Annotated in this window: 15 protein-coding genes and 1 pseudogene; all 16 read right to left on the bottom strand. The window is 71.5% G+C overall.

Features of this window, described 5'->3' with window-relative positions; genetic code table 11:
• Positions 1-38: 38 nt before the first annotated feature.
• Positions 39-890, bottom strand: a complete 852-nt coding sequence (locus ACGFZQ_RS38455) for a hypothetical protein (RefSeq protein WP_393844296.1) — start codon at positions 888-890, stop codon at positions 39-41.
• Between the two features lie 223 nt (positions 891-1,113).
• Positions 1,114-1,296: pseudogene (locus ACGFZQ_RS38450) on the bottom strand (short-chain fatty acyl-CoA regulator family protein); the annotation flags it as partial.
• Positions 1,296-2,114, bottom strand: coding sequence for an ABC transporter ATP-binding protein (locus tag ACGFZQ_RS38445; RefSeq protein ID WP_393844295.1), 819 nt, complete (start codon positions 2,112-2,114; stop codon positions 1,296-1,298). The pseudogene ACGFZQ_RS38450 and the gene ACGFZQ_RS38445, both read right to left, overlap by 1 nt.
• A 4-nt stretch (positions 2,115-2,118) precedes the next feature.
• On the bottom strand, positions 2,119-3,084 hold the full coding sequence (locus ACGFZQ_RS38440) for a FecCD family ABC transporter permease (protein WP_393844435.1): 966 nt from the start codon (positions 3,082-3,084) through the stop codon (positions 2,119-2,121).
• Positions 3,085-3,140: 56 nt separating this feature from the next.
• The gene (locus tag ACGFZQ_RS38435) at positions 3,141-4,178 is read right to left on the bottom strand and encodes an ABC transporter substrate-binding protein (protein ID WP_393844294.1); all 1,038 of its coding nucleotides are present in this window, start codon (positions 4,176-4,178) and stop codon (positions 3,141-3,143) included.
• Between the two features lie 98 nt (positions 4,179-4,276).
• Positions 4,277-8,626 carry an amino acid adenylation domain-containing protein gene (locus tag ACGFZQ_RS38430; protein ID WP_393844293.1) on the bottom strand — a complete coding sequence of 1,450 codons (4,350 nt, stop codon included), beginning with the start codon at positions 8,624-8,626 and terminating at the stop codon, positions 4,277-4,279.
• A complete protein-coding gene (locus ACGFZQ_RS38425) occupies positions 8,613-8,873 on the bottom strand; it encodes a phosphopantetheine-binding protein (protein ID WP_393844292.1) in 261 nt (86 codons plus the stop codon). Before ACGFZQ_RS38425 ends, ACGFZQ_RS38430 begins: the two co-directional genes overlap by 14 nt.
• A 29-nt stretch (positions 8,874-8,902) precedes the next feature.
• A complete protein-coding gene (locus ACGFZQ_RS38420) occupies positions 8,903-10,483 on the bottom strand; it encodes a long-chain-fatty-acid--CoA ligase (RefSeq protein ID WP_393844291.1) in 1,581 nt (526 codons plus the stop codon).
• Between the two features lie 48 nt (positions 10,484-10,531).
• Positions 10,532-11,080 carry an FcoT family thioesterase gene (locus ACGFZQ_RS38415; RefSeq protein ID WP_393844290.1) on the bottom strand — a complete coding sequence of 183 codons (549 nt, stop codon included), beginning with the start codon at positions 11,078-11,080 and terminating at the stop codon, positions 10,532-10,534.
• Positions 11,077-11,967 carry a TauD/TfdA dioxygenase family protein gene (locus tag ACGFZQ_RS38410; RefSeq protein WP_393844289.1) on the bottom strand — a complete coding sequence of 297 codons (891 nt, stop codon included), beginning with the start codon at positions 11,965-11,967 and terminating at the stop codon, positions 11,077-11,079. Before ACGFZQ_RS38410 ends, ACGFZQ_RS38415 begins: the two co-directional genes overlap by 4 nt.
• Before the next feature lie 32 nt (positions 11,968-11,999).
• A complete protein-coding gene (locus ACGFZQ_RS38405; protein WP_393844288.1) occupies positions 12,000-12,242 on the bottom strand; it encodes an acyl carrier protein in 243 nt (80 codons plus the stop codon).
• Positions 12,239-13,519, bottom strand: a complete 1,281-nt coding sequence (locus tag ACGFZQ_RS38400; protein ID WP_393844287.1) for a 3-oxoacyl-[acyl-carrier-protein] synthase III C-terminal domain-containing protein — start codon at positions 13,517-13,519, stop codon at positions 12,239-12,241. Before ACGFZQ_RS38400 ends, ACGFZQ_RS38405 begins: the two co-directional genes overlap by 4 nt.
• 40 nt (positions 13,520-13,559) lie before the next feature.
• A complete protein-coding gene (locus ACGFZQ_RS38395) occupies positions 13,560-14,927 on the bottom strand; it encodes an MFS transporter (RefSeq protein ID WP_393844286.1) in 1,368 nt (455 codons plus the stop codon).
• 219 nt (positions 14,928-15,146) lie between these two features.
• Complete coding sequence (locus ACGFZQ_RS38390) at positions 15,147-15,902, bottom strand: aspartyl/asparaginyl beta-hydroxylase domain-containing protein (RefSeq protein ID WP_393844285.1); 756 nt, start codon at positions 15,900-15,902, stop codon at positions 15,147-15,149.
• A 159-nt stretch (positions 15,903-16,061) separates the two neighbouring features.
• Positions 16,062-16,667: a sigma-70 family RNA polymerase sigma factor gene (locus tag ACGFZQ_RS38385; RefSeq protein WP_393844284.1), complete on the bottom strand. Its 606-nt coding sequence runs from the start codon at positions 16,665-16,667 to the stop codon at positions 16,062-16,064.
• Between the two features lie 237 nt (positions 16,668-16,904).
• Positions 16,905-17,621 (bottom strand): hypothetical protein, encoded by a 717-nt coding sequence (locus ACGFZQ_RS38380; RefSeq protein WP_393844283.1) that lies wholly within the window; start codon positions 17,619-17,621, stop codon positions 16,905-16,907.
• Between the last annotated feature and the right edge of the window lie 71 nt (positions 17,622-17,692).

Raw genomic sequence — 17,692 nt, 5'->3', positions numbered from 1 at the left:
GCCCGCCCGAGGGCCCGTCGGCCCTGCCGTATCGTCGGCTACGCGGTGGCCGCCCTGCGCTCCCGGACCTGCGCCCAGGCCATGAGGCCGAGCAGCATGGCCAGCAGGACGGCCGAGGAGCCGGCGGTACCGAGGTTCAGACCGCCCTTGGCGACCGGCTTGGTCAGGAAGTCGCCCCCGGTCGCGCCGAGCGGGCGGGTGAGGACGAACGCGATCCAGAAAAGCAGGACGTTCGGCACCGCCGGCACCTTCGTCAGTACGGCCAGGACGGCGAGCGCCCCGGTCACCAGCAGCGCGCCGCCCGCGTAGCCGAGGCCGGAACTGTCGGAGAGGAAGTCGCCCATGGAGGTGCCGAGGGTGTTGGAGACGAGGATCGCCGACCAGAACAGGGCCTCGCCGCGGAAGGTGACGATGTCACGGATCTGGAAGGTCATCCCGCTCAGCCGCCAGAGCGCGAAGACGACCAGCAGGATCGAGATGAGGATCGCCGCGCCGGCCGGGTAGCCGAGGCCGAGGCCCTGCGGTCCCCAGCCGAGTGAAGTGGCTCCGCTCGACAGGTACTTGGCGCTGGCGTCGCGGTTCATGAAGTCGGACATGGTGGTACCGGCCATGCTGGTCGTCAGGATGACCGTCCAGTAGAAGAACGGGTTGTAGCGGTGGGAGCGGAGCTGGACGACGAGCGTCACCACGAAGATCAGGAACAGCGCGATCGTGGTGAGGAAGTAACCGAGCTTCAGGGTCTGCGCGAAGAGGTCCCCGGCGGTCTCGCCCAGCGTCGTCGCCGCGATCTTCATGATCCAGAAGGCGAGGGTGACTTCGGGCAGTTTCTTCATCACCGATGTCCTCGTGCTCGCGGCGTCGAGGTCGGTGAGGGCTTCCGGCTGCTGCAAGGTGGGGGGCTCCTTGTGTGGTCGTACGACAGGGCGCGCGCCCCGCGATGGGGGGTGCGCGCCCTGCCGATGGGCGCCGCGACGGCGCGATCGCCACCGCCGACCCTGGCAGCGTCAGCCTGAACAGTGCCTGAATGCCCGTCACATGCCTGGTCAGACCGCGTGGCGTGCGGTCTGCCGCGGCTGCGCCACGTCCTTCCGGGTCACCGCCGGATACACGTGCAGCCCGCTGAGGGCAGTCGAGGCGTTCGCAGACGCGGCAGCCCATGCCGATGGGGGGCGGCGGAGGGGCTTCAGGTCGAGGCCGTCGGAGTAGACGGGGCGGTAGGCGTGGCGGATCTCGCGGTACGAGGCTCCGGAACCCGTCTCGGGCTCCGGAGCCTGACGCAGACGCCCACCGCCGGATCAGCGGTCGGCGGTGTCGGCGCTCACGGCGTCCAGGACGTCCTGGTGCGCGAGCGGCTGGGCCTCGTACGTGATGCGGATGACGCCGTCGGTGTGGCGTTCGGTGCGGGCGCGGACGCCGAAGACGTCCGCGAGGATCCGTGGCGTCAGCACATCCAGGACCGGTCCCGCCGCGACCACGGACCCTTCGTGCAGCACGGCCAGGTGGTCGCAGAGGCGGGCGGCCAGGTCGAGGTCGTGCAGGACGGCGAGGGTGGTGATCCCGGTGGCCCGGATGAGGTCCAGCAGCTCGAACCGGGCGCGGATGTCGAGGTGGTTGGTGAGTTCGTCCAGGACCAGGATCCGGGGGTTCTGGGCCAACGCGCGTGCCAGCAGCACGCGTTGGCGTTCGCCGCCGGACAGGGAGGCGTAGTCGCGGTCCGCGAAGGGCCGTACGCCGCAGCGGTCGACGGCGTCCGTCACGGCCCGGTGGTCCTCGGCGCCGTCGCGGCCCAGCAGGCCGTGGTGGGGGGCGCGGCCGAGGGCGACGATCTCGGTGACGGTCAGGCCGGTGGTGTTGCCGCCCGCGTCCTGGAGGACGGCGGCGGTACGGCGGGCGGCGGCCCGGGGGGACAGTGCCCAGACGTCGTCGTCGCCGACCCGGACGGCGCCGTCCGCCGGGCGCAGCGAGCGGTAGACGGCGCGCAGCAGGGTGCTCTTGCCGCTGCCGTTGGGGCCGACGAGGCCGACGATGTCGCCCTTGCCGGCTTCGAGGCTCACGTCGCGCAGGATCGGGGTGCGGTCCAGGGTGATGTGGAGCTGGTCGACGGTCAGTTTCATGCGGTCAGTCCAGACCCTTGTTGCGGCGCAGCAGCCACAGGAAGAACGGGGCGCCGAGGAGGGCGGTGAGGATGCCCAGTGGGAGTTCGTTGGGGCGGTCGAGGGTGCGGGAGAGCAGGTCGACGAGGACCAGGTAGACGGCGCCGAGCAGCGCGGTCATGGGCAGCAGGCGACGGTGGTCGGCGCCGGTGGTGAGGCGCACCAGGTGCGGGATCATCAGGCCGACGAAGCCGATGCTGCCGGCGACGGCGATGACGGTGCCGGTCAGCAGTGCGCTGAGAACGAGGAGGACGGCCCGCAGCCGGTTGACGTCGACGCCGAGGGCGGTGGCGGACTCGTCGCCGGCGAGCAGGACGTTGAGGCGCCGACCGAAGAGGGACAGGAGCGTGGTCGTGACCAGCACCACCACCGCGACCGTGGGGAGCTGGTCCCACTGGGCGCCGGCGACGCTGCCCAGCATCCAGAACATCACCGTCCGCAACTCGGTGGGGGTGGCCTGGAGTTGGACGAAGCTGGTGGCCGAGAGGAAGACGTATCCGACCGCGACGCCCGCGAGCACCAGCCGGGTCGGGGCCATCCGTCCCTTCCGCTGCCCGAGTGCGAAGACCAGCGCACCGGCGGCGACGGCACCGAGGAAGGCCGCCGCCGACACGCCGAGCCCGGCGAGCGCGGCGCCCCCGCCCAGGGTGATGACGAGGACGGCGCCGAGGGTGGCGCCGTAGGAGAAGCCCAGCACGATGGGGTCGGCGAGCGGGTTGGACACCACGGTCTGGAGCACCGCGCCGGACACGGCGAGGCCCGCGCCGACCAGGGCCGCCAGGACCACCCGCGGGGTGCGGAAGTTCCAGACGATCTGGTCGAGCGCGAGGTCGGAGGGCGCCGGTCCCGCCCCGGTGACGTGATGCAGGACGATCCGCCACACGTCACCGACCGGGACGTCGACGGCGCCGATGCTGATCGCCACGATCATCGTGGCGGCCAGCGCGACCGGCAGGAACGTGAACGCCAACGGGACCCTCAGACGGCTCAGAAGGCTTCCGGGTGCAGCACCTTGGCGATCTTCTGTACCGCCAGGTCGTTGCTGGGGCCGAGGTACATCGAGTCGGACAGCGTCACGTACGCGTTGTTCTTGGCGGCCGGCCACTGGGGGAACTCCTTCAGCAGTTTCTTGGCGTACGCCGCCGGGTTCGGGTCGTTGTAGGCGATGACGACGAGCGCGTCGACGTCGGTGGCGGCCACCTTCTCCTTGCTCAGGTCGGCGAAGGACGTCTTGGAGGCGTTCTCGAAGGCGTTGGCGCCGCCTGCCTTGGCGAGGATGTCGTTGTAGATGCCCTTGGCGACGACCGAGCTGAAGTCGTTGCCACCCATGGACATGTTGGAGAAGAGCACCATGACCTTGGGCTTCTTCTCCCCCTTCACCTTGTCGGTGACGGCCGCGATGTTCTTCTCGGAGGCGGCGATCAGCTTCTCGGCCTGGTCGCTGACGTTGAAGACCTTGCCCATGTCGCGCAGCAGCTGGTAGCTGTCGGCGATGGTCATCTTGGAGGTGTCCTGGTCGCAGCCCTGCGGGGAGACGTAGGTGTTGGCGCCGACCTCCCCCAGCTGGTCGCGGGTGGCGAAGCCGTTCTTCTCGGCGAAGCCGTACGACGTCGTGGACAGCACCAGGTCCGGGCGGAGGCCGAGCATGGTCTCGCGGGGGACGTCGTAGGCGTCGTTGAGCTTGACGTTCCCGGTGGGCAGCTTCTTGATCGCGGCGGCCCGGCCCGCGACCTCGGAGGCGCCGTAGCTCTGCTCGTTGGCGACGATCCGGTCCCCCTGACCGAGGGCGAGGAGCGTGGAGACCTCGGCGACCGAGGCACCGTTCATGACGACGACCCGGTTGGGCGCCTTCTTGAACGTCTCCTTCTGGCCGCAGTTGTCCAGGGTCACCGGATAGCCGGTCTTGGAGGCCGCGACCTCGGCCGTGTCGTCGCTCGCCTTGTCGTCGGACGAGGCGCCGCATGCCGCCGTGAGCAGGCAGAGGGCTGCGGCCAGGGCGGTGGCGGCCGGCCGGTTGATCGACATGCGGACTCCTATGCGTGCGTGCACGGTGTGCTGACGGTCTGAGGGGTTCTGATGCAGTAGTCGGGGCGCGACGGTCGCGAGTTCCCGGCAAGTCCCCCTCATTTGGCGGGGGTTGCCGGTTGCGAGTGCTGCCGTCGGGCCGGGTCGGGCAGCAGGCCCGTGGTCACGCAGTGGTCCAGGTGGCGGCGGACCAGGTCGCGGCCGACGGACGGGCGGGTGATGCCGCTGCCCGCCAACCCGGCACGGACGTGGTCGGCTTGGACGTGGCCGAGGCGCAGGTCGGTGGCGGTGGCCTGCTCGGCGGAGTCGAAGAAGGCGAGCGTGGTGGCGGCGGTGTCGGCCGAGCCGGGCAGCTGCTCCCGCCAGCGCGCCAGCGGCAGACGCCGTATCGGATAGCCATACTCCGCCACCCAGTCGTAGACGTCGGCGAGCCGCACCCGTGGCAGGGTCGCGTGGTTGAAGACCGGGCCGCCGACGGCGGTCGCGGCCGGGGTGAGGGAGAGATGGACGAGGGACCGGGCGGCGAAGTCCACCGGTGTCCACACCTCGTCGTCGAACAGCTCGGGGACGATACCCGCCGGGATGCCCGCCCGCAGCACGCTCCACAGGAAGTCGTGCTCGTTGACGTACCCGGTGCCGGACGGTCCGACCACCCGCCCCAGGCGGTGCACGGTGACCGGCAGCCCGCGCTCGGCCGCCTGTTCCAGCAGGCGTTCGGAGGCCCACTTGGACTGCTGGTAGCCGTACCGCAGCCCGTCGTGGGGCGGCAGGAACACCTCCGGAATCTCGGGGCTGCGGCTCGCGGGCGGGGCCACGGACAGGGTGGAGACGTAGTGGAGCGGGGTCGTGCGTACGGCGGCCAGGCGCAGCAGTTGCCGGGTGGACTCGGTGTTGGCGGCGCGCAGGGAGGCGTAGTCGCGCAGGATGCTGACCGTCGCGGCGTTGTGGAAGATCGCGTCACAGGTCGCGGCGAGGTCGCCGAGCGCGTCCCGGGGCAGGCCGAGGTGCGGGCGGGCGAGGTCCGAGGGGAGTGCGGTGACGCGGGACCGGGACCGTTCGTCCAGGGTGATGCCGTGCCGGGCGAGGGCGGTTTCGATGCGGGCGGTGGCGTCGGGGGCGGTGTCGGCCCGGACCGTGCAGACGATCTCGGCCGCCGTGCCGGCGAGAAGTTCGGCCAGCAGATGGGCGCCTACGAAGCCGGTCGCGCCGGTGAGGAGGATGCGGCGGGGGGTGTGGTGCGGGGGGCGGTCGATGCCGGGGCGGATGCCTGGGTCGAGGACGGTGTCGGCGAGGAGGGTCGCGGGGAGTCCGGACGGTCGGGTGAGCGGCTGGGCGCCGTCGCTGTCACTGTCGCTGTCGCTGTCGCTGTCGCCTGCGGTCTCGGTGAGGAAGCGGGCGAGTGCGGCGGCCGTGGGGTGCTGGAAGAGCCAGGCGACCTTGACGTTCCGGCCGAGTTCGACGCCGAGCCGGTTGGCGGCCTGGATGGCCTGGAGGGACTGGGCGCCCAGGTCGAACACGTCATCGTCCACGGCGACGGTGGCGGTGCCGAGGAGTTGCTGCCAGGTGCTGGTGATGGTCCGTTCCAGGGGGCTGACGGCAGCGGGGAGCCCCGGCTCGGAGGGAGCGGTGGATGCCACCCCGAGTTCGGAGAGGGCGGTCCGGTCGATCTTTCCGGAGGCGGTGCGGGGCAGCCGGTCCAGGCATTCGACGGCGGAGGGGATCACCGCGGTCGGCAGCATCGCCCGCAGGTGCTCCCTGACCTCGGACGGCCCAATATCGTCCGCGACCAGGTGGGCGACCAGTCGCCGGGTGCCGTCGCCGAGCGTCTGGCCGACGACGGCGGCCTCCCGGATCCCGGGGTGGGTGAGCAACGCGCTCTCGACCTCGGCGGGCTGGACACGATGGCCGCTGATCTTGAACTCGTCGTCCGCCCGGCCGACGAAGCGTAGTTGCCCGTCCTCGCCGAGGCGGACCAGGTCGCCGGTGCGGTAGGTGCGGGGGCTCCCCGGCAGCGCGGCCAGCGGGCCGAAGCGGGCGTTGTCCGGTGTCCCACCCCGGTAGCCGTGCGCGAGGGCGTCGCCCAGCAGGTACAGCTCGCCGTCGAGCACGGCGGCCCGGGTGCCGGGCAGTGGCCGGCCGATGGGGACGTCGCCCGGAAGGAGGGCGGGATCGTGCAGGTCGGCGACGGTGGCGACCACCGTCGCCTCGGTGGGGCCGTAGGTGTTGAGCAGCGCGACCGAGGTGCCGACCGCCTTCCGCCAGCGGCCGACCCGTTCGGGCAGCGCCGCCTCGCCGCCGATGACGACGGTCCGCACGCACGGCGGAAGGGCGGCGGCGCCGGTGGAGACCGCATACGCCATCTCGTGCCAGTAGGCGGTGGGCAGGTCCAGCACGGTCACCCGCAGGCGGGCGCACTCGTCCAGGAACCGGGGCACCGAGTCGGTCATGTCGTCGGCGCGGATCACCAGCGTGGCGCCGGTGCACAGGGTCAGGAAGACCTCCTCCACGCTGGTGTCGAAGTGGAGAGGGGCGAACTGGAGAACACGGTCGTCGGGGCGCAGCCCGTAGCGGTGCGAGGCGCCCGCGACGAAGTGCGCCAGCGCCGCGTGACCGATCTCGACGCCCTTGGGACGGCCGGTGGAACCCGAGGTGTGCAGCACGTACGCCAGGTCGGCCGGGCAGGGCCCCGATGGTGCACGCACGTCGGCGGTCATCGACTGGTCCAGAAGGAGGACCGTGTGGTCCGGGAAGGCGGGCGCGTGGTCCTTGGTCGTCACCACGAGCGCGGGAGCGGCGTCGGCCAGGAGCTGGGCCGTACGGTCGGCGGGGGCCTTCGGGTCGAGCGGGCAGTAGGCGGCGCCGGACAGCAGCACGCCCAGGACGGCGGTGACGGCGTCGGCGCCACGGGGCAGGGCCACCGCGACCACGTCACCCCGGCCGGCTCCCCGGGCGGCCACGCCCCCGGCGATGTCCCGTGCCGCGCCGAAGAGTTCGGCATAGGTGAGACCGCGGTCACCGTCCTCCACCGCGACGGCCCTGCCCCGGCGGGCGGCGTGACCGGCGATCAGGCTCAGCACCGGCCGGGCGGGCGCGGGCAGCGGGCCGCCGTCCAGAACCGACGCGGAAGGCACGGCGGGGATGGTGCTGCCCGCTATTTCTCTCAACCGCCGGTCGGGGGCCGTGACCGCCTCGGCCAGCAGGTTCAGCAGGCCCTCCTGGAAGCCCGCCACCTCACCCTCCGTGTACAGGTCCGGGTTGGCGTCCAGGGCGAGGCGCAGGCCCGTGCCGTCCGAGCGGTCGTAGACGTTGAGGGCCAGGTCGTCCACGGGCCCCGCCGACACGTTGTGGACGGTGCTGCGGTGTCCGGCGAACCGCAGGTCGTACGCGAACGGCATGATGTTCACGCCGGGTCCCGAGAGCCGCCGTTGGCCGCCCACCAGCCGCAGGTCGCGGCGCAGTCGCTCGTAGCGGAAGCGCTGGTGGGGCAGTCCGGCGCGCAGTTCGCGGGAGACGCGGACCGCGAGGTCGCGCAGGCTGTCGTCGGCGGTGACGGCGACGCGCAGGGGCAGGATGTTGCGGACCATGGCGGGCACGCGCAGGGAGACCGAGCCGAGGCGGCCCATCGCGGGCAGGCTCAGGACGGGTTCCGGTGCGCCGGTGACCCGGTGCAGGTGGGCGGCGGTCACCGCGAGCACCACCTCCGACCACGTCACCGACAGCTCACGGGCGACCCTGCGGAGGGTGTCCGCCTCGGCCGGTGCGAGGTCCGTGACGTGGCGGTGGAAGGTACGGGCGGGCAGGGCCGATCGCCCGGCCGGGGTGGCGACGGGCGGGCGGTCGGCGAAGCGGTCCGTCCAGTAGGCGCGGTCCTTGGCATGGCGGGCGGACTCGCGGTAGGCGCGTTCCTCGGCGCGGACCGACTCCAGGGTGCCGAAGCCGCTGCCGGGGACGGGTTCGCCGGTCATGAGGGCGGTGTAGACCTGGGCGACGCGCCGGGCCACGAGGGAGAGCCCGAAGCCGTCGAGGGCGATGTGGTGGACGCGGTGGTACCAGAGGTACTCGTCCTCGGCGGTGCGCAGCAGGGCGTGGCCGAAGACCGGGCCCCGGGTGAGGTCGACGGGACAGGCCATGTCCTGGTCCATCCAGGCCAGGGCGGCGGCGTTCGGGTCGGGACCGGCGGTGAGGTCGGCGATGTGGGTGTGCCAGTCACCGGCCGGGGTGTCGAACTGCCAGGGGTGCCCGGCGTCGTCGGCGACGAAGGTCGCGTTCAGCGCCTCGGTCTCCGCGACGACGTGGTGCAGGGCCGCGTCGAAGACGGCCGTGTCGACCGGACCGTGAACGCGCACGTATTCGGCGGTGTTGTAGGCGGGGCTGTCCACGTCGAGCTGCTGGCCGGTCCAGATGCCCTCCTGGGCGGCCAGCAGGGGGTGGCGGTCAGGCGTCGGCATGGTCCGCTCCCCGCTGGCGTGTGGTGAGCAGTTCCCACCACTGGGCGAAGGTGGTGCGCTCGGCGAGTTCGACGAACGTCACGTCCACGCCGGCGGCCTGCCAGCGCTCCAGCAGCGTGACGATGCGCAGGGAGTCCAGCCCCGCGTCCAACGGGCTTTCCTCCAGGTCGACTTCGTCGGCCGACAGGAAAAGACACTCCGCGAGCTCCGCGCGGAAGCTGTCCAGAGTGAGAGAGGGATCGGGCACGGGTTCTCCCTACGACCGTGTCGGCGGGCTCAGTTGACCTTGCGCGCGGAGTCGCTCCAGAAGCGGTCGCGCAGTTCACGGCGGAGGATCTTGCCGCTGGGGTTGCGCGGTACGTGGTCGATGACCTCGTACCGCGAGGGCAGTTTGAAGGCCGCCAGCCGCGGCACGAGGAAGGTGTGCAGGTCCCGGGAGCTGGGCTGTTGCTGTCCTGGCACGGGGACCACGAAGGCGTGCACCCGTTCGCCCCAGCGCTCGTCGGGGGCGCCGACCACCACGGCCTCGGCGACCTGGGGATGGCTCTCCAGGACTTTCTCGATCTCGGCGGGGTAGACGTTCTCGCCGGCGACGAGGATGGCGTCCTTGATGCGGTCGCGGATGAAGACGTAACCGTCCTCGTCGACGTATCCGGCGTCGCCGGTGTGGATCCAGCCGTCGACGAGGGTCTCGGCGGTCCTGTCGGGCAGGCCCCAGTACTCGACCATGCGGGCGGGGGTGTGCAGGCAGACCTCCCCCACCCAGCCCGGGGGCAGCTCCCCGCCCTGTTCGTCGATGACCTTGGCCCGGACACCCGGGTAGGGGTGCCCGGCCGCCTGCATCAGCGGTCCGCCGGGGACGTGGGCGGCAGGGGGCAGGCAGACGGCGGTGTTGCCGGTCTCGGTCAGGCCGTAGATCTGGGCGAACTCGCAGTCCAGGACGGCGAGGCTCTCCTCCAGCAGGGCCTCGGAGATCGGGGAGCCGCCGTACACGGTCTTGCGCAGGGTGGTGAAGTCGGCGGCGGTGACGCCGGGTTCGGTGAGCATCATGCGGAGCATGGCCGGGACCACGCAGGCGGTGGTGACGCCGAGGTCGCGGATGAGGTCGACGGCCTGCCGGGCGGCGAAGGCACGCATCGCCACGACCGTCGTACCGGCGTTGAAGTTCTGGGTGGCCCACCACAGCCCACCGACGTGGAAGCCGGGGATGCCGACGAGCGCGATGTCGCCCGCCCGCCAGTCGATCCACTCCAGCCCCTCGGCCGCCAGGGCGTCACGGATCGCGAAGAAGCTGCGGTGGGCGAGCACCACGCCCTTGGGCAGGCCGGTGGTACCGCTGGTGTAGAGCTGGGCGACCGGGGTGTCGGGGGTGGCCTCGAACTCCGTGTCGGCGTCTGGGTGTTCAGCCCGCCACTCCAGGATCGAGCCGAGGCTGACGACCGTCTCGGGCGGCGCGGTCGGCATGCCGTCGGCGATCGGGGCGAACTCGTCCTCCAGGAACAGCAGCCGGGTGCCGGAGTCCTGGAGGATGTGGCTGACCTCGGGCGCGGTGAGCCGCCAGTTGACGGGGACCAGGACGGTGCCGGTCTTGGCGCAGGCGAAGAGGACCTCGTAGTAGTGCTCGGACTCCTTGCCCAGGTAGGCCACCCGGTCGCCCTCGGTGAGGCCGGCGGCGCGCAGGGCGTGGGCGAGGCGGTTGCTCGCGCTGTGCAGGTCCGCGTAGGTCAGGGTGCGGCCCTCGCAGAGTACGGCGGGGGCGGCGGGCTGACGGTCGGCGTGGAAGCAGGCGGTCTGGACGAGGGTGGTGAGTTCGGGGTGGTGCAGCCTGTGCGGCACCGGCTGCGTTCTTGTCTCCATGAGAGTTCTCCCTGTCTTCGGGGCATCGGCGGAGCATCGGCGTGCGGGTCAGGGGATGTTGACGAACGCGAGGGTCGCCTCGCCGTCGCACCGGCCGCCGTCGCCGTCCCAGTAGCGGTACGACGTCTGCGCGTGGAGGAAGGGGCTGCCGCCGCCGGGGGTCCGCCGGGTGACGGAGTGGAACTCCATCTCGCCGGAGAAGGCACGGGGGTCCACGGGGCGGCGGAAGTTGCCGGCGAACCGGGTGATGAGGATGTCGGGGAGCTGGTGGCGCCAGAAGTCGGCCGGCGTCCAGCTCTCGAACCCGGTCAGGAGCCCTTCCTGCACGGACTTGGCGACCAGGTAGTACATCATCTGGTTGTAGGCGATGTTGACCTCGACCGAGTTCAGGTGGCCGGTGTCGTCGATGTAGCAGGACTCCGGGATCGCGAACTCGCAGCGGGCGGCGGCGAGTCCGGCATCGGCGGTGACGTGGGCGGATCTCAGGTACTTGCAGTTGTCCTTGTAGGGCACCAGGACGCGGGCCAGCAGTTCCCCGTCGGTGGCGTACGAGCGCTGCGGCGGGGCCTCGGAGCGGTCGGCGGCGGGCGCGGTCACGCGGCCGGTATCCCGTCGTGCAGTTTGCGCTCGTCGTGGACGGTGACGCGGTAGGAGACCGTCGGCTCGGGCGTCGTGGTGTGCCGGGCGCGGTGGATGAGGCTGCGGTTGTCCCAGACCAGCAGGTCGCCCTGCTCGAAGCTCTGGAGGTGGATGTTGCCGTGCTCGAAGGTCTCGTCGAGCTGTCCGGTGGCCTCGAAGAGCCGCTTGAGCAGCTCTTCGTCGAGCGGGTTGCCGTCCCCGTCCTCGATGCCGACGGTGAAGCCCTCGCTGAGGTAGAGGACGGTCTCGCCGGTCATGGGGTGGGTGAAGGTGGTGGGCTGGACGACGGGCGGGGTCTTGGTCTCGACCTCGTCGATGACCTCGGAGATGGGGCGGTACACGTCGTGCGGGCGGATCTTGAAGTACTTGCGCACGGAGTGCCTGCACCGGGTGCCGGCGATCTCCTTCTTCAGCTCCCCGGGCAACTCCTCGTACGCCCGGCCCATGTCGATGAAGTAGGTGCCGCGGTTCTTCTCCGGGACGACCTGCGGATGGATCAGGGTGATGCCGAAGGGGTCCGGCATGAACTGGTAGTCGGCGTGCCAGAACTTGCCGGTCTTCGGCACGCCTATCTGCCTGCCGTTCTCCGGGACGTTGGACGAGACGAAGATCTCGGGGACCTCGGGGTGCTTGTACATCGGCTCGTAGTAGGTCTCGGGGCGGCCGAGGCGTTCGCCGAGCGCGAGGAACTCCCGTGGGGCGAGGTCCTGGCCCTTCAGGACGGCGATCTTCTTCGTGTAGACGGTCTGTTTGAGCGTCGCGATGTCGGCGTCGGAGGCCGTGGTGTGGTCGAAGTCCTCGACGATCGCGCCGAGTCCGGCTCCGGGCTGGTCCTTGATCCGCATGTCGTTTGTCCTTTGGTTGCGTTCAGTGGGATTCAGACGGTGGTGGCCCGGCGGGCGTCGACGAGTGCGGCGATCTCGCCGAGGGTGAGGTCGGGCTGGAGTTCGTCGTCGCCGACGGTGACGCCGAGGTCGCGTTCGATGCGGATGCTGATCTCGACGGTGGTCAGGGAGTCGACGTCCAGTGCGCCGAGGGTGGCTTCGGGGCGGATCAGGTCGGCGGGGGTGTCGTGGAGGCGGGTGAGGATCCCGACGAGTTCTTCGTAGGTGCTGGTCATGGTGTGGTCCGTTCCGGTTGCGGATGCGTGGGGAGCGAGGGCCAGGTCAGGAGGCAGGAGCCCCAGGTGAGGCCGCCGCCGAAGGCGGTGAGCAGGAGGCGGTCACCGGTCCGGATCCGCCCCCGGGCGGCGGCGTCGGCGAGGGCGAGCGGAATGGAGGCGGCACCGGTGTTGCCGACGGAGTCGAGGTTGGCCACGCAGCGTTCCCTGGGCAGGTCCAGGTCGTCGGCGACGGAGTGCAGGATGCGCAGGTTGGCCTGGTGGGGGACGAAGTGGTCGACGTCGTCGGTCTTCCATCCGGCCCGGTCCAGCGTGGCCCGCGCCGAGGCGGCCATACGGGTCACCGCGTGGCGGTAGACCTCCTTGCCGCGCATCGCGAAGTGCCGCTCGGCACGGGTGGGTTCGCCGCCGTCGAAGCCCTGCCCGAAGCCATCGGCAGAACCGTGCCGAAAACCACCCTCGACCCCCTGCCCGAAGCCATCGGCAGAACCGTGCCGAAAACCACCCTCGACCCCCTGCCCGAAGCCATCGGCAGAACCGTGCCGAAAGCCACCCTCGACCCCCTGCCCGAAGCCATCGGCGGATGGCCGGCGGGACGCAGCGGCGGATGGCCGGCGGGAGCCACCGGCGGCGACCATGATCAGGTCCTCATTCACCCCGTCGCTGCCGAGGTCGAAGTGCCCGACCGCGCCTGGCTCGTCCGGATGCCCGGCGCGCAGGACGACCGCTCCGGCGCCGTCGCCGAAGATGATCGCGTTGGCCCGGTCCAGCGGGTCGACGATGGTGGAGTAGACGTCCGCGCCGATCAGCAGGACCCGTTCGGCGACCCGGGAGGCGATCAGGCCCGCCGCGGTGGCAAGGCCGTACACGAATCCGGTGCACACCGCGCCGACGTCGAAGGCCGCCGCGCCCCCGAGCCCGAGCCGGGCCGCGACCAGGGGCGCGGTGGCCGGGCACGGGCGGTCCGGGGTGGTCGTGGTGACGATCACCGCGTCGACGGAGCCGCGCCGCCCGGGGCCGCCTCCGGGGCCACTCCCGGCGGAGCTCAGGGCGGAACGCAGGGCGAGCCGGCCGGCCTCGACGGCGAGGTCGGAGGTGGCCTGGCCGGGCTCGGCGATGTGGCGGCGCCGGATTCCGGTGCGGGTGCGGATCCAGGCGTCGTCGGTGTCCAGCCGCTCGGCGAGTTCGTCGTTGGTGACCACGCGGGGCGGCACCCAGCCGGCCAGTCCGCACAGGATGGCCGCCGGGGCGAACGGGCTGGGGGCGTTGCTGGGCACAGCTGTTCTCCTGATGGGGCGGGGAGGAGTGGCGGCTTTGTCAGGCGGTGACGGTGCTGCGCAGGGTCAGGGTCAGCGGGATCCCGCAGCCGAGGCCGGCCGCGATGGCGAACACGGCGGCGCGGATACCTGTCAGCAGGGCGTCGTCCGGCGCGCCCTGGCCGATGCCGCCCGCCAGGGCGACCAGCAGGGCGAGTCCCACCGCGCCGCCGACCTGGAGGCTGGTGGAGGCCATCCCGGACGCCACGCCTTGGTCCTCCGAGGCCACTCCGGAGGCGGCGGCGATCCACATGCCGGTCCAGGCGGCACCCTGGCCGAGGCCGAGCAGCACGATCCCGGGCAGCAGCAGGCCGTACGAGCCGTCCGAGGTGAGCGCGGCCCCCAGGGCGGCGGCTCCGGCCGCGCCGCAGACCAGGCCGCCGACGAGCATGCGCCGTACGCCGACGGCCGCGACGGCCCGTTCCCCGGCCTGGGTGCCCAGCGCGGTCACCACCGCCGGCACGAGGAAGGCGAGGCCGGTCGCGAACGCGCTGTAGCCGCGCACGGTCTGGAAGTACAGGGTCAGGAAGTAGGGCAGGGAGCTGAAGGTGGCGCTGTAGAGGGCGGTGACCGCCATCGCCGCGACCAGACTCCGGTGGGCGAACAGCCGGGCCGGCACCAGCGGGTCGCGGGAGCGGGTCTCGACGACGGCGAAGAGTGTCAGGAGGGCTGCCGCGAGCACCCCGCCGAGCAGGGCGGACGTGCTGGTCCAGCCCGCCTCGGGGGCGTGCACCAGGACGAACACCAGGAGCGTGATCCCGCCGGTCCCGGCGAGCGCACCGGCCACGTCGAAGTGCCGTACGCCGGTGCGCGGGCCGTCCGCCGGGAACAGGTTCCGGCCCGCCCAGGCGATGGCGGCCGCCACGGGCACGTTGACGAAGAACACCGACGGCCAGCCGAACGCGTCGACCAGCACCCCGCCCAGCAGGGACCCGAAGCACAGGCCGCCGGCTCCCGCCGCGCCCCACACCGCGAGGGCGCGGTTCCGGGCCGGTCCCTCCTCGTAGATCGTGTTGATCAGGGAGAGAGTGGCCGGGAAGAGCAGCGAACCGCCGATGCCCTGGACCGCGCGGACGACGACGAGGGTCCCCGCCGACTGCGACAGCCCGCCCACCAGGGAGGAGCCCGCGTAGACCAGGGCCGCGGCGACGAACGTCCGGCGCCGGCCCAGCAGATCGGCCGTCCTCCCGCCCAGTAACAGGAAGCCGCCGGTCGTCACGACGTACGCGCTCACCACCCACTGGAGGTCGTGCGCGGAGAAGCCCAGGCCGGCGCCTATGTCGGGAAGTGCGACGTAGACGATGTTGTAGTCGAGTGCGATGACCAGTTGGGCGAGCGCGAGAACGAGAAGGGACAGTCGTGCACGCATCGGTCGGCCCCTCCTCACGTATGGACGGAAAACGACGGTGAATTCGAACTGAATACCCGTGCCGGTCGATCAATTTCGGTCACAATAACACCTCGGAGAAGGCTTGAGAATGACTCGCCGGAAAACATTTCCACGCGACCCGAATTGAATTTTCGGGCACGCCTGAATTCCGACGGAGAGAGATCTCGCCGGATGAATAGCGTGACGAATTACGAGCAGTCAGTCGTCGCCCATGAGCTGCCTGATCTCGGTGATGAGCGCCACCAGCGCATGTCGTTCCGGAACAGTTGTTTCCGGATGCCACAGGTCCACGAGCAGGCAGGTGCGCGGCCGTTCGCCGTCATTGCGTGCCGCATGCTCGAAGGAATAGTCGAAGAGCAGGCACTTTCCCTCCCGCCAGGAACGGGTCTCACCCGCCACGGTGATACTGCAATCGTCAGGAATGTCGACCGCGAGATGCAGGTTGATGCTGAAGTTCCACAGGTCGCAGTGCGGGGCGATGGCGGCCCCGGGGAGCAGAGTGGAGAAGTGGGATTCCAGGAGGGGGCAGATCTTCTCCGTGTCCACCGCGAATTCCTTGAGCACCTGGTACGCGGTGGGTGCGGGCCCGGCCGACTCCTCGACCAGGGCCCCTGCCCGGTACAGGTAGAGGGCCTGCCAGTCCTCCTGGCGGGTCAGGTAGTGCTCGTAGTCCGAGAACGCCTCCCGCCGTCCCGCCCAGGCGGCGGTCAACTCCTCTTTGACAGCCGGCTGGGCGGCCTCCAAGGCATCGACGACCGGGGCCAGTTCGGGATACCCGTGCGGATCGTGCCACGGGGTGGCGGACAGGCCCGGCAGGATCCACTTGGCGCCCTTCTGCAACGGGTGCCGCGGGCCCCCTCCCCCGGGCTCCAGCATCCGTTCCACACGCCTGAGGGAGTCCGTGCCGTAGTCGCCTCTGATCGCCGCGAAGGCGGTCTCCATCTCGGGTGTCATACGGGCCCTTCCAGCCGGTGCCACGACCGGCTGGACGAGCCGGTGTCGCACTAGTAGTCGGACGCGCGAGCGAGCGGGTTCCCGCGAGTTTCCGCCAATCGCCCAGCCGAGCACCGGAGTTGGTGCTCCCCCACCGGGGAGCACCAACCCGACGTCGCGTCAGGACGCCCGGGCGGCCGGTGCCTGGGCCTCCAGGAGCTGCCGTTCCAGAGTCGCCCGGGCGCGCGACACCCGGGAGCGGACGGTGCCGACGGGGCAGCCGGCAAAGCCGGCGGCCTCCTCGTAGGACAGGCCCACCACCTGGGTGAGGACGAACGCCTCACGGCGTTCGTCGGGCAGCGCCTCCAGCAGGTCGAGCAGGGCCACGCCGTCTTCGAAGCCCGGAAGGCCGCGCGGCTGCATGCGTTCGACGACCGCCTGCCAGTCGGGGGTGTCGGCGAGCCGCGGCCGGGCGGCGGCGTGCCGGAAGCTGTCGGCCACCGCGCGACGGGCGATGGACAGCAGCCAGGTGCGGGCCGAGGCCCGGCCTTCGAAGCGGTGCAGACTGCCGAAGGCCCGCGCGAAGGTGTCCTGGGTCAGGTCGTGGGCGGTCTGGGGATCGCCGCTGAGGTGGACGACGTAGCACAGCACGTCGTTGTGGAGCGCGCGGACGAAGTGTTCGGCCGCGTGGCGGTCGCCGCCACGGGCGGCCAGCGCCCAGGCGGTCGCCGCCGCGTCCGTCGAGGCGCGTTCGGTCCGGGAAGCGGGCAGGACGGCAGCAGTCACGTGATGTCCTTCTCGGGTCGTCAGGGCGTCCGGGGCCGACCGCGGGGAGCGGTGGCGCACTCGGACTTGGGGTGCCGCCGTACGCGTGGGTACGGCGATGCCCGGGGCCGCCCGTCAGGAGGTGTCGGCGCACGGCGGCATGTGGACGTGCCGGTGTGAAGCGTCGACCAGAAGGAACTGCGCGCGAACGCGGCAGGACGGAAGGCGAGACGTGAGGCCCCGGTGGTTCCGGCTGTCTCAGGCGACAGCGGCACCCGTGGGCGGGGCCCGAGAGGTGAGCGAGCAGCACAGGAGAAGGTGCGCCGGAGCCGGGACGTCGGTGGCGCGACGCCTGCCCGCGAGCGGGCGCGGGAGCGGCGCGGGCCCGGCCAGCAGCATCCGCAGCGGTGCCACCAGCCGGGTGGCCGCGGCCCGCAGGACGCGGAAGACCGCGCGCTCGCCGTACGCGAGCCAGAGCCCGCACAGGATCGCGGCCAGGAGGTGGGCGGCGAACATGCCGTACATGGCGGCGCCGCTCATGCCTGCCATACCGTGCGTGTGTTGGGCACCGGTCATGGCATGAGCCATGGAGCCCATGTCCATCGGGTCCATGTGCATGGAGCCCATGGGCGCTGAGCCCATATCCATGCCGCCGCTCATGTCCGTCATGGAGCCCGGGGCACGGGCCCCGGCGCCTTGGCCGGGCACCGCCGCCGGTGTGACGGTCTGCGCCAGCGAGAACGCTTCGTGGAGCACCGCCTGCGCCACCGTCACGACCGTGACGATCAGCGCGCGTCCCCGCTCACGACCGGCCAGCAGCCAGCCTGCCGTACCGGTCCCGGCCGCGCCTGCGGCCATGGCCCACCAGGGGACGGAGGTGCCCGACATGATCACGTGACCGAGGGCGGCGAGCAGCACGCAGGCGGCGGCGAACACACCGGCCCGCAGCGCACGGCACCACCCTCGGACAGTCATAGCCCGCCCATCCTCGCACCCGGCGTCCGCTCGTCGTCAGGGGGTACGTGCGGGCACCCGTCCTCCGACTC

This window comes from Streptomyces sp. NPDC048254 (genome assembly GCF_043201895.1).
GTDB lineage: Bacteria > Actinomycetota > Actinomycetes > Streptomycetales > Streptomycetaceae > Streptomyces.
The sequence above is the reverse complement of the archived record's forward strand: the minus strand, read 5'-3'. Positions and strand labels throughout refer to the sequence as shown.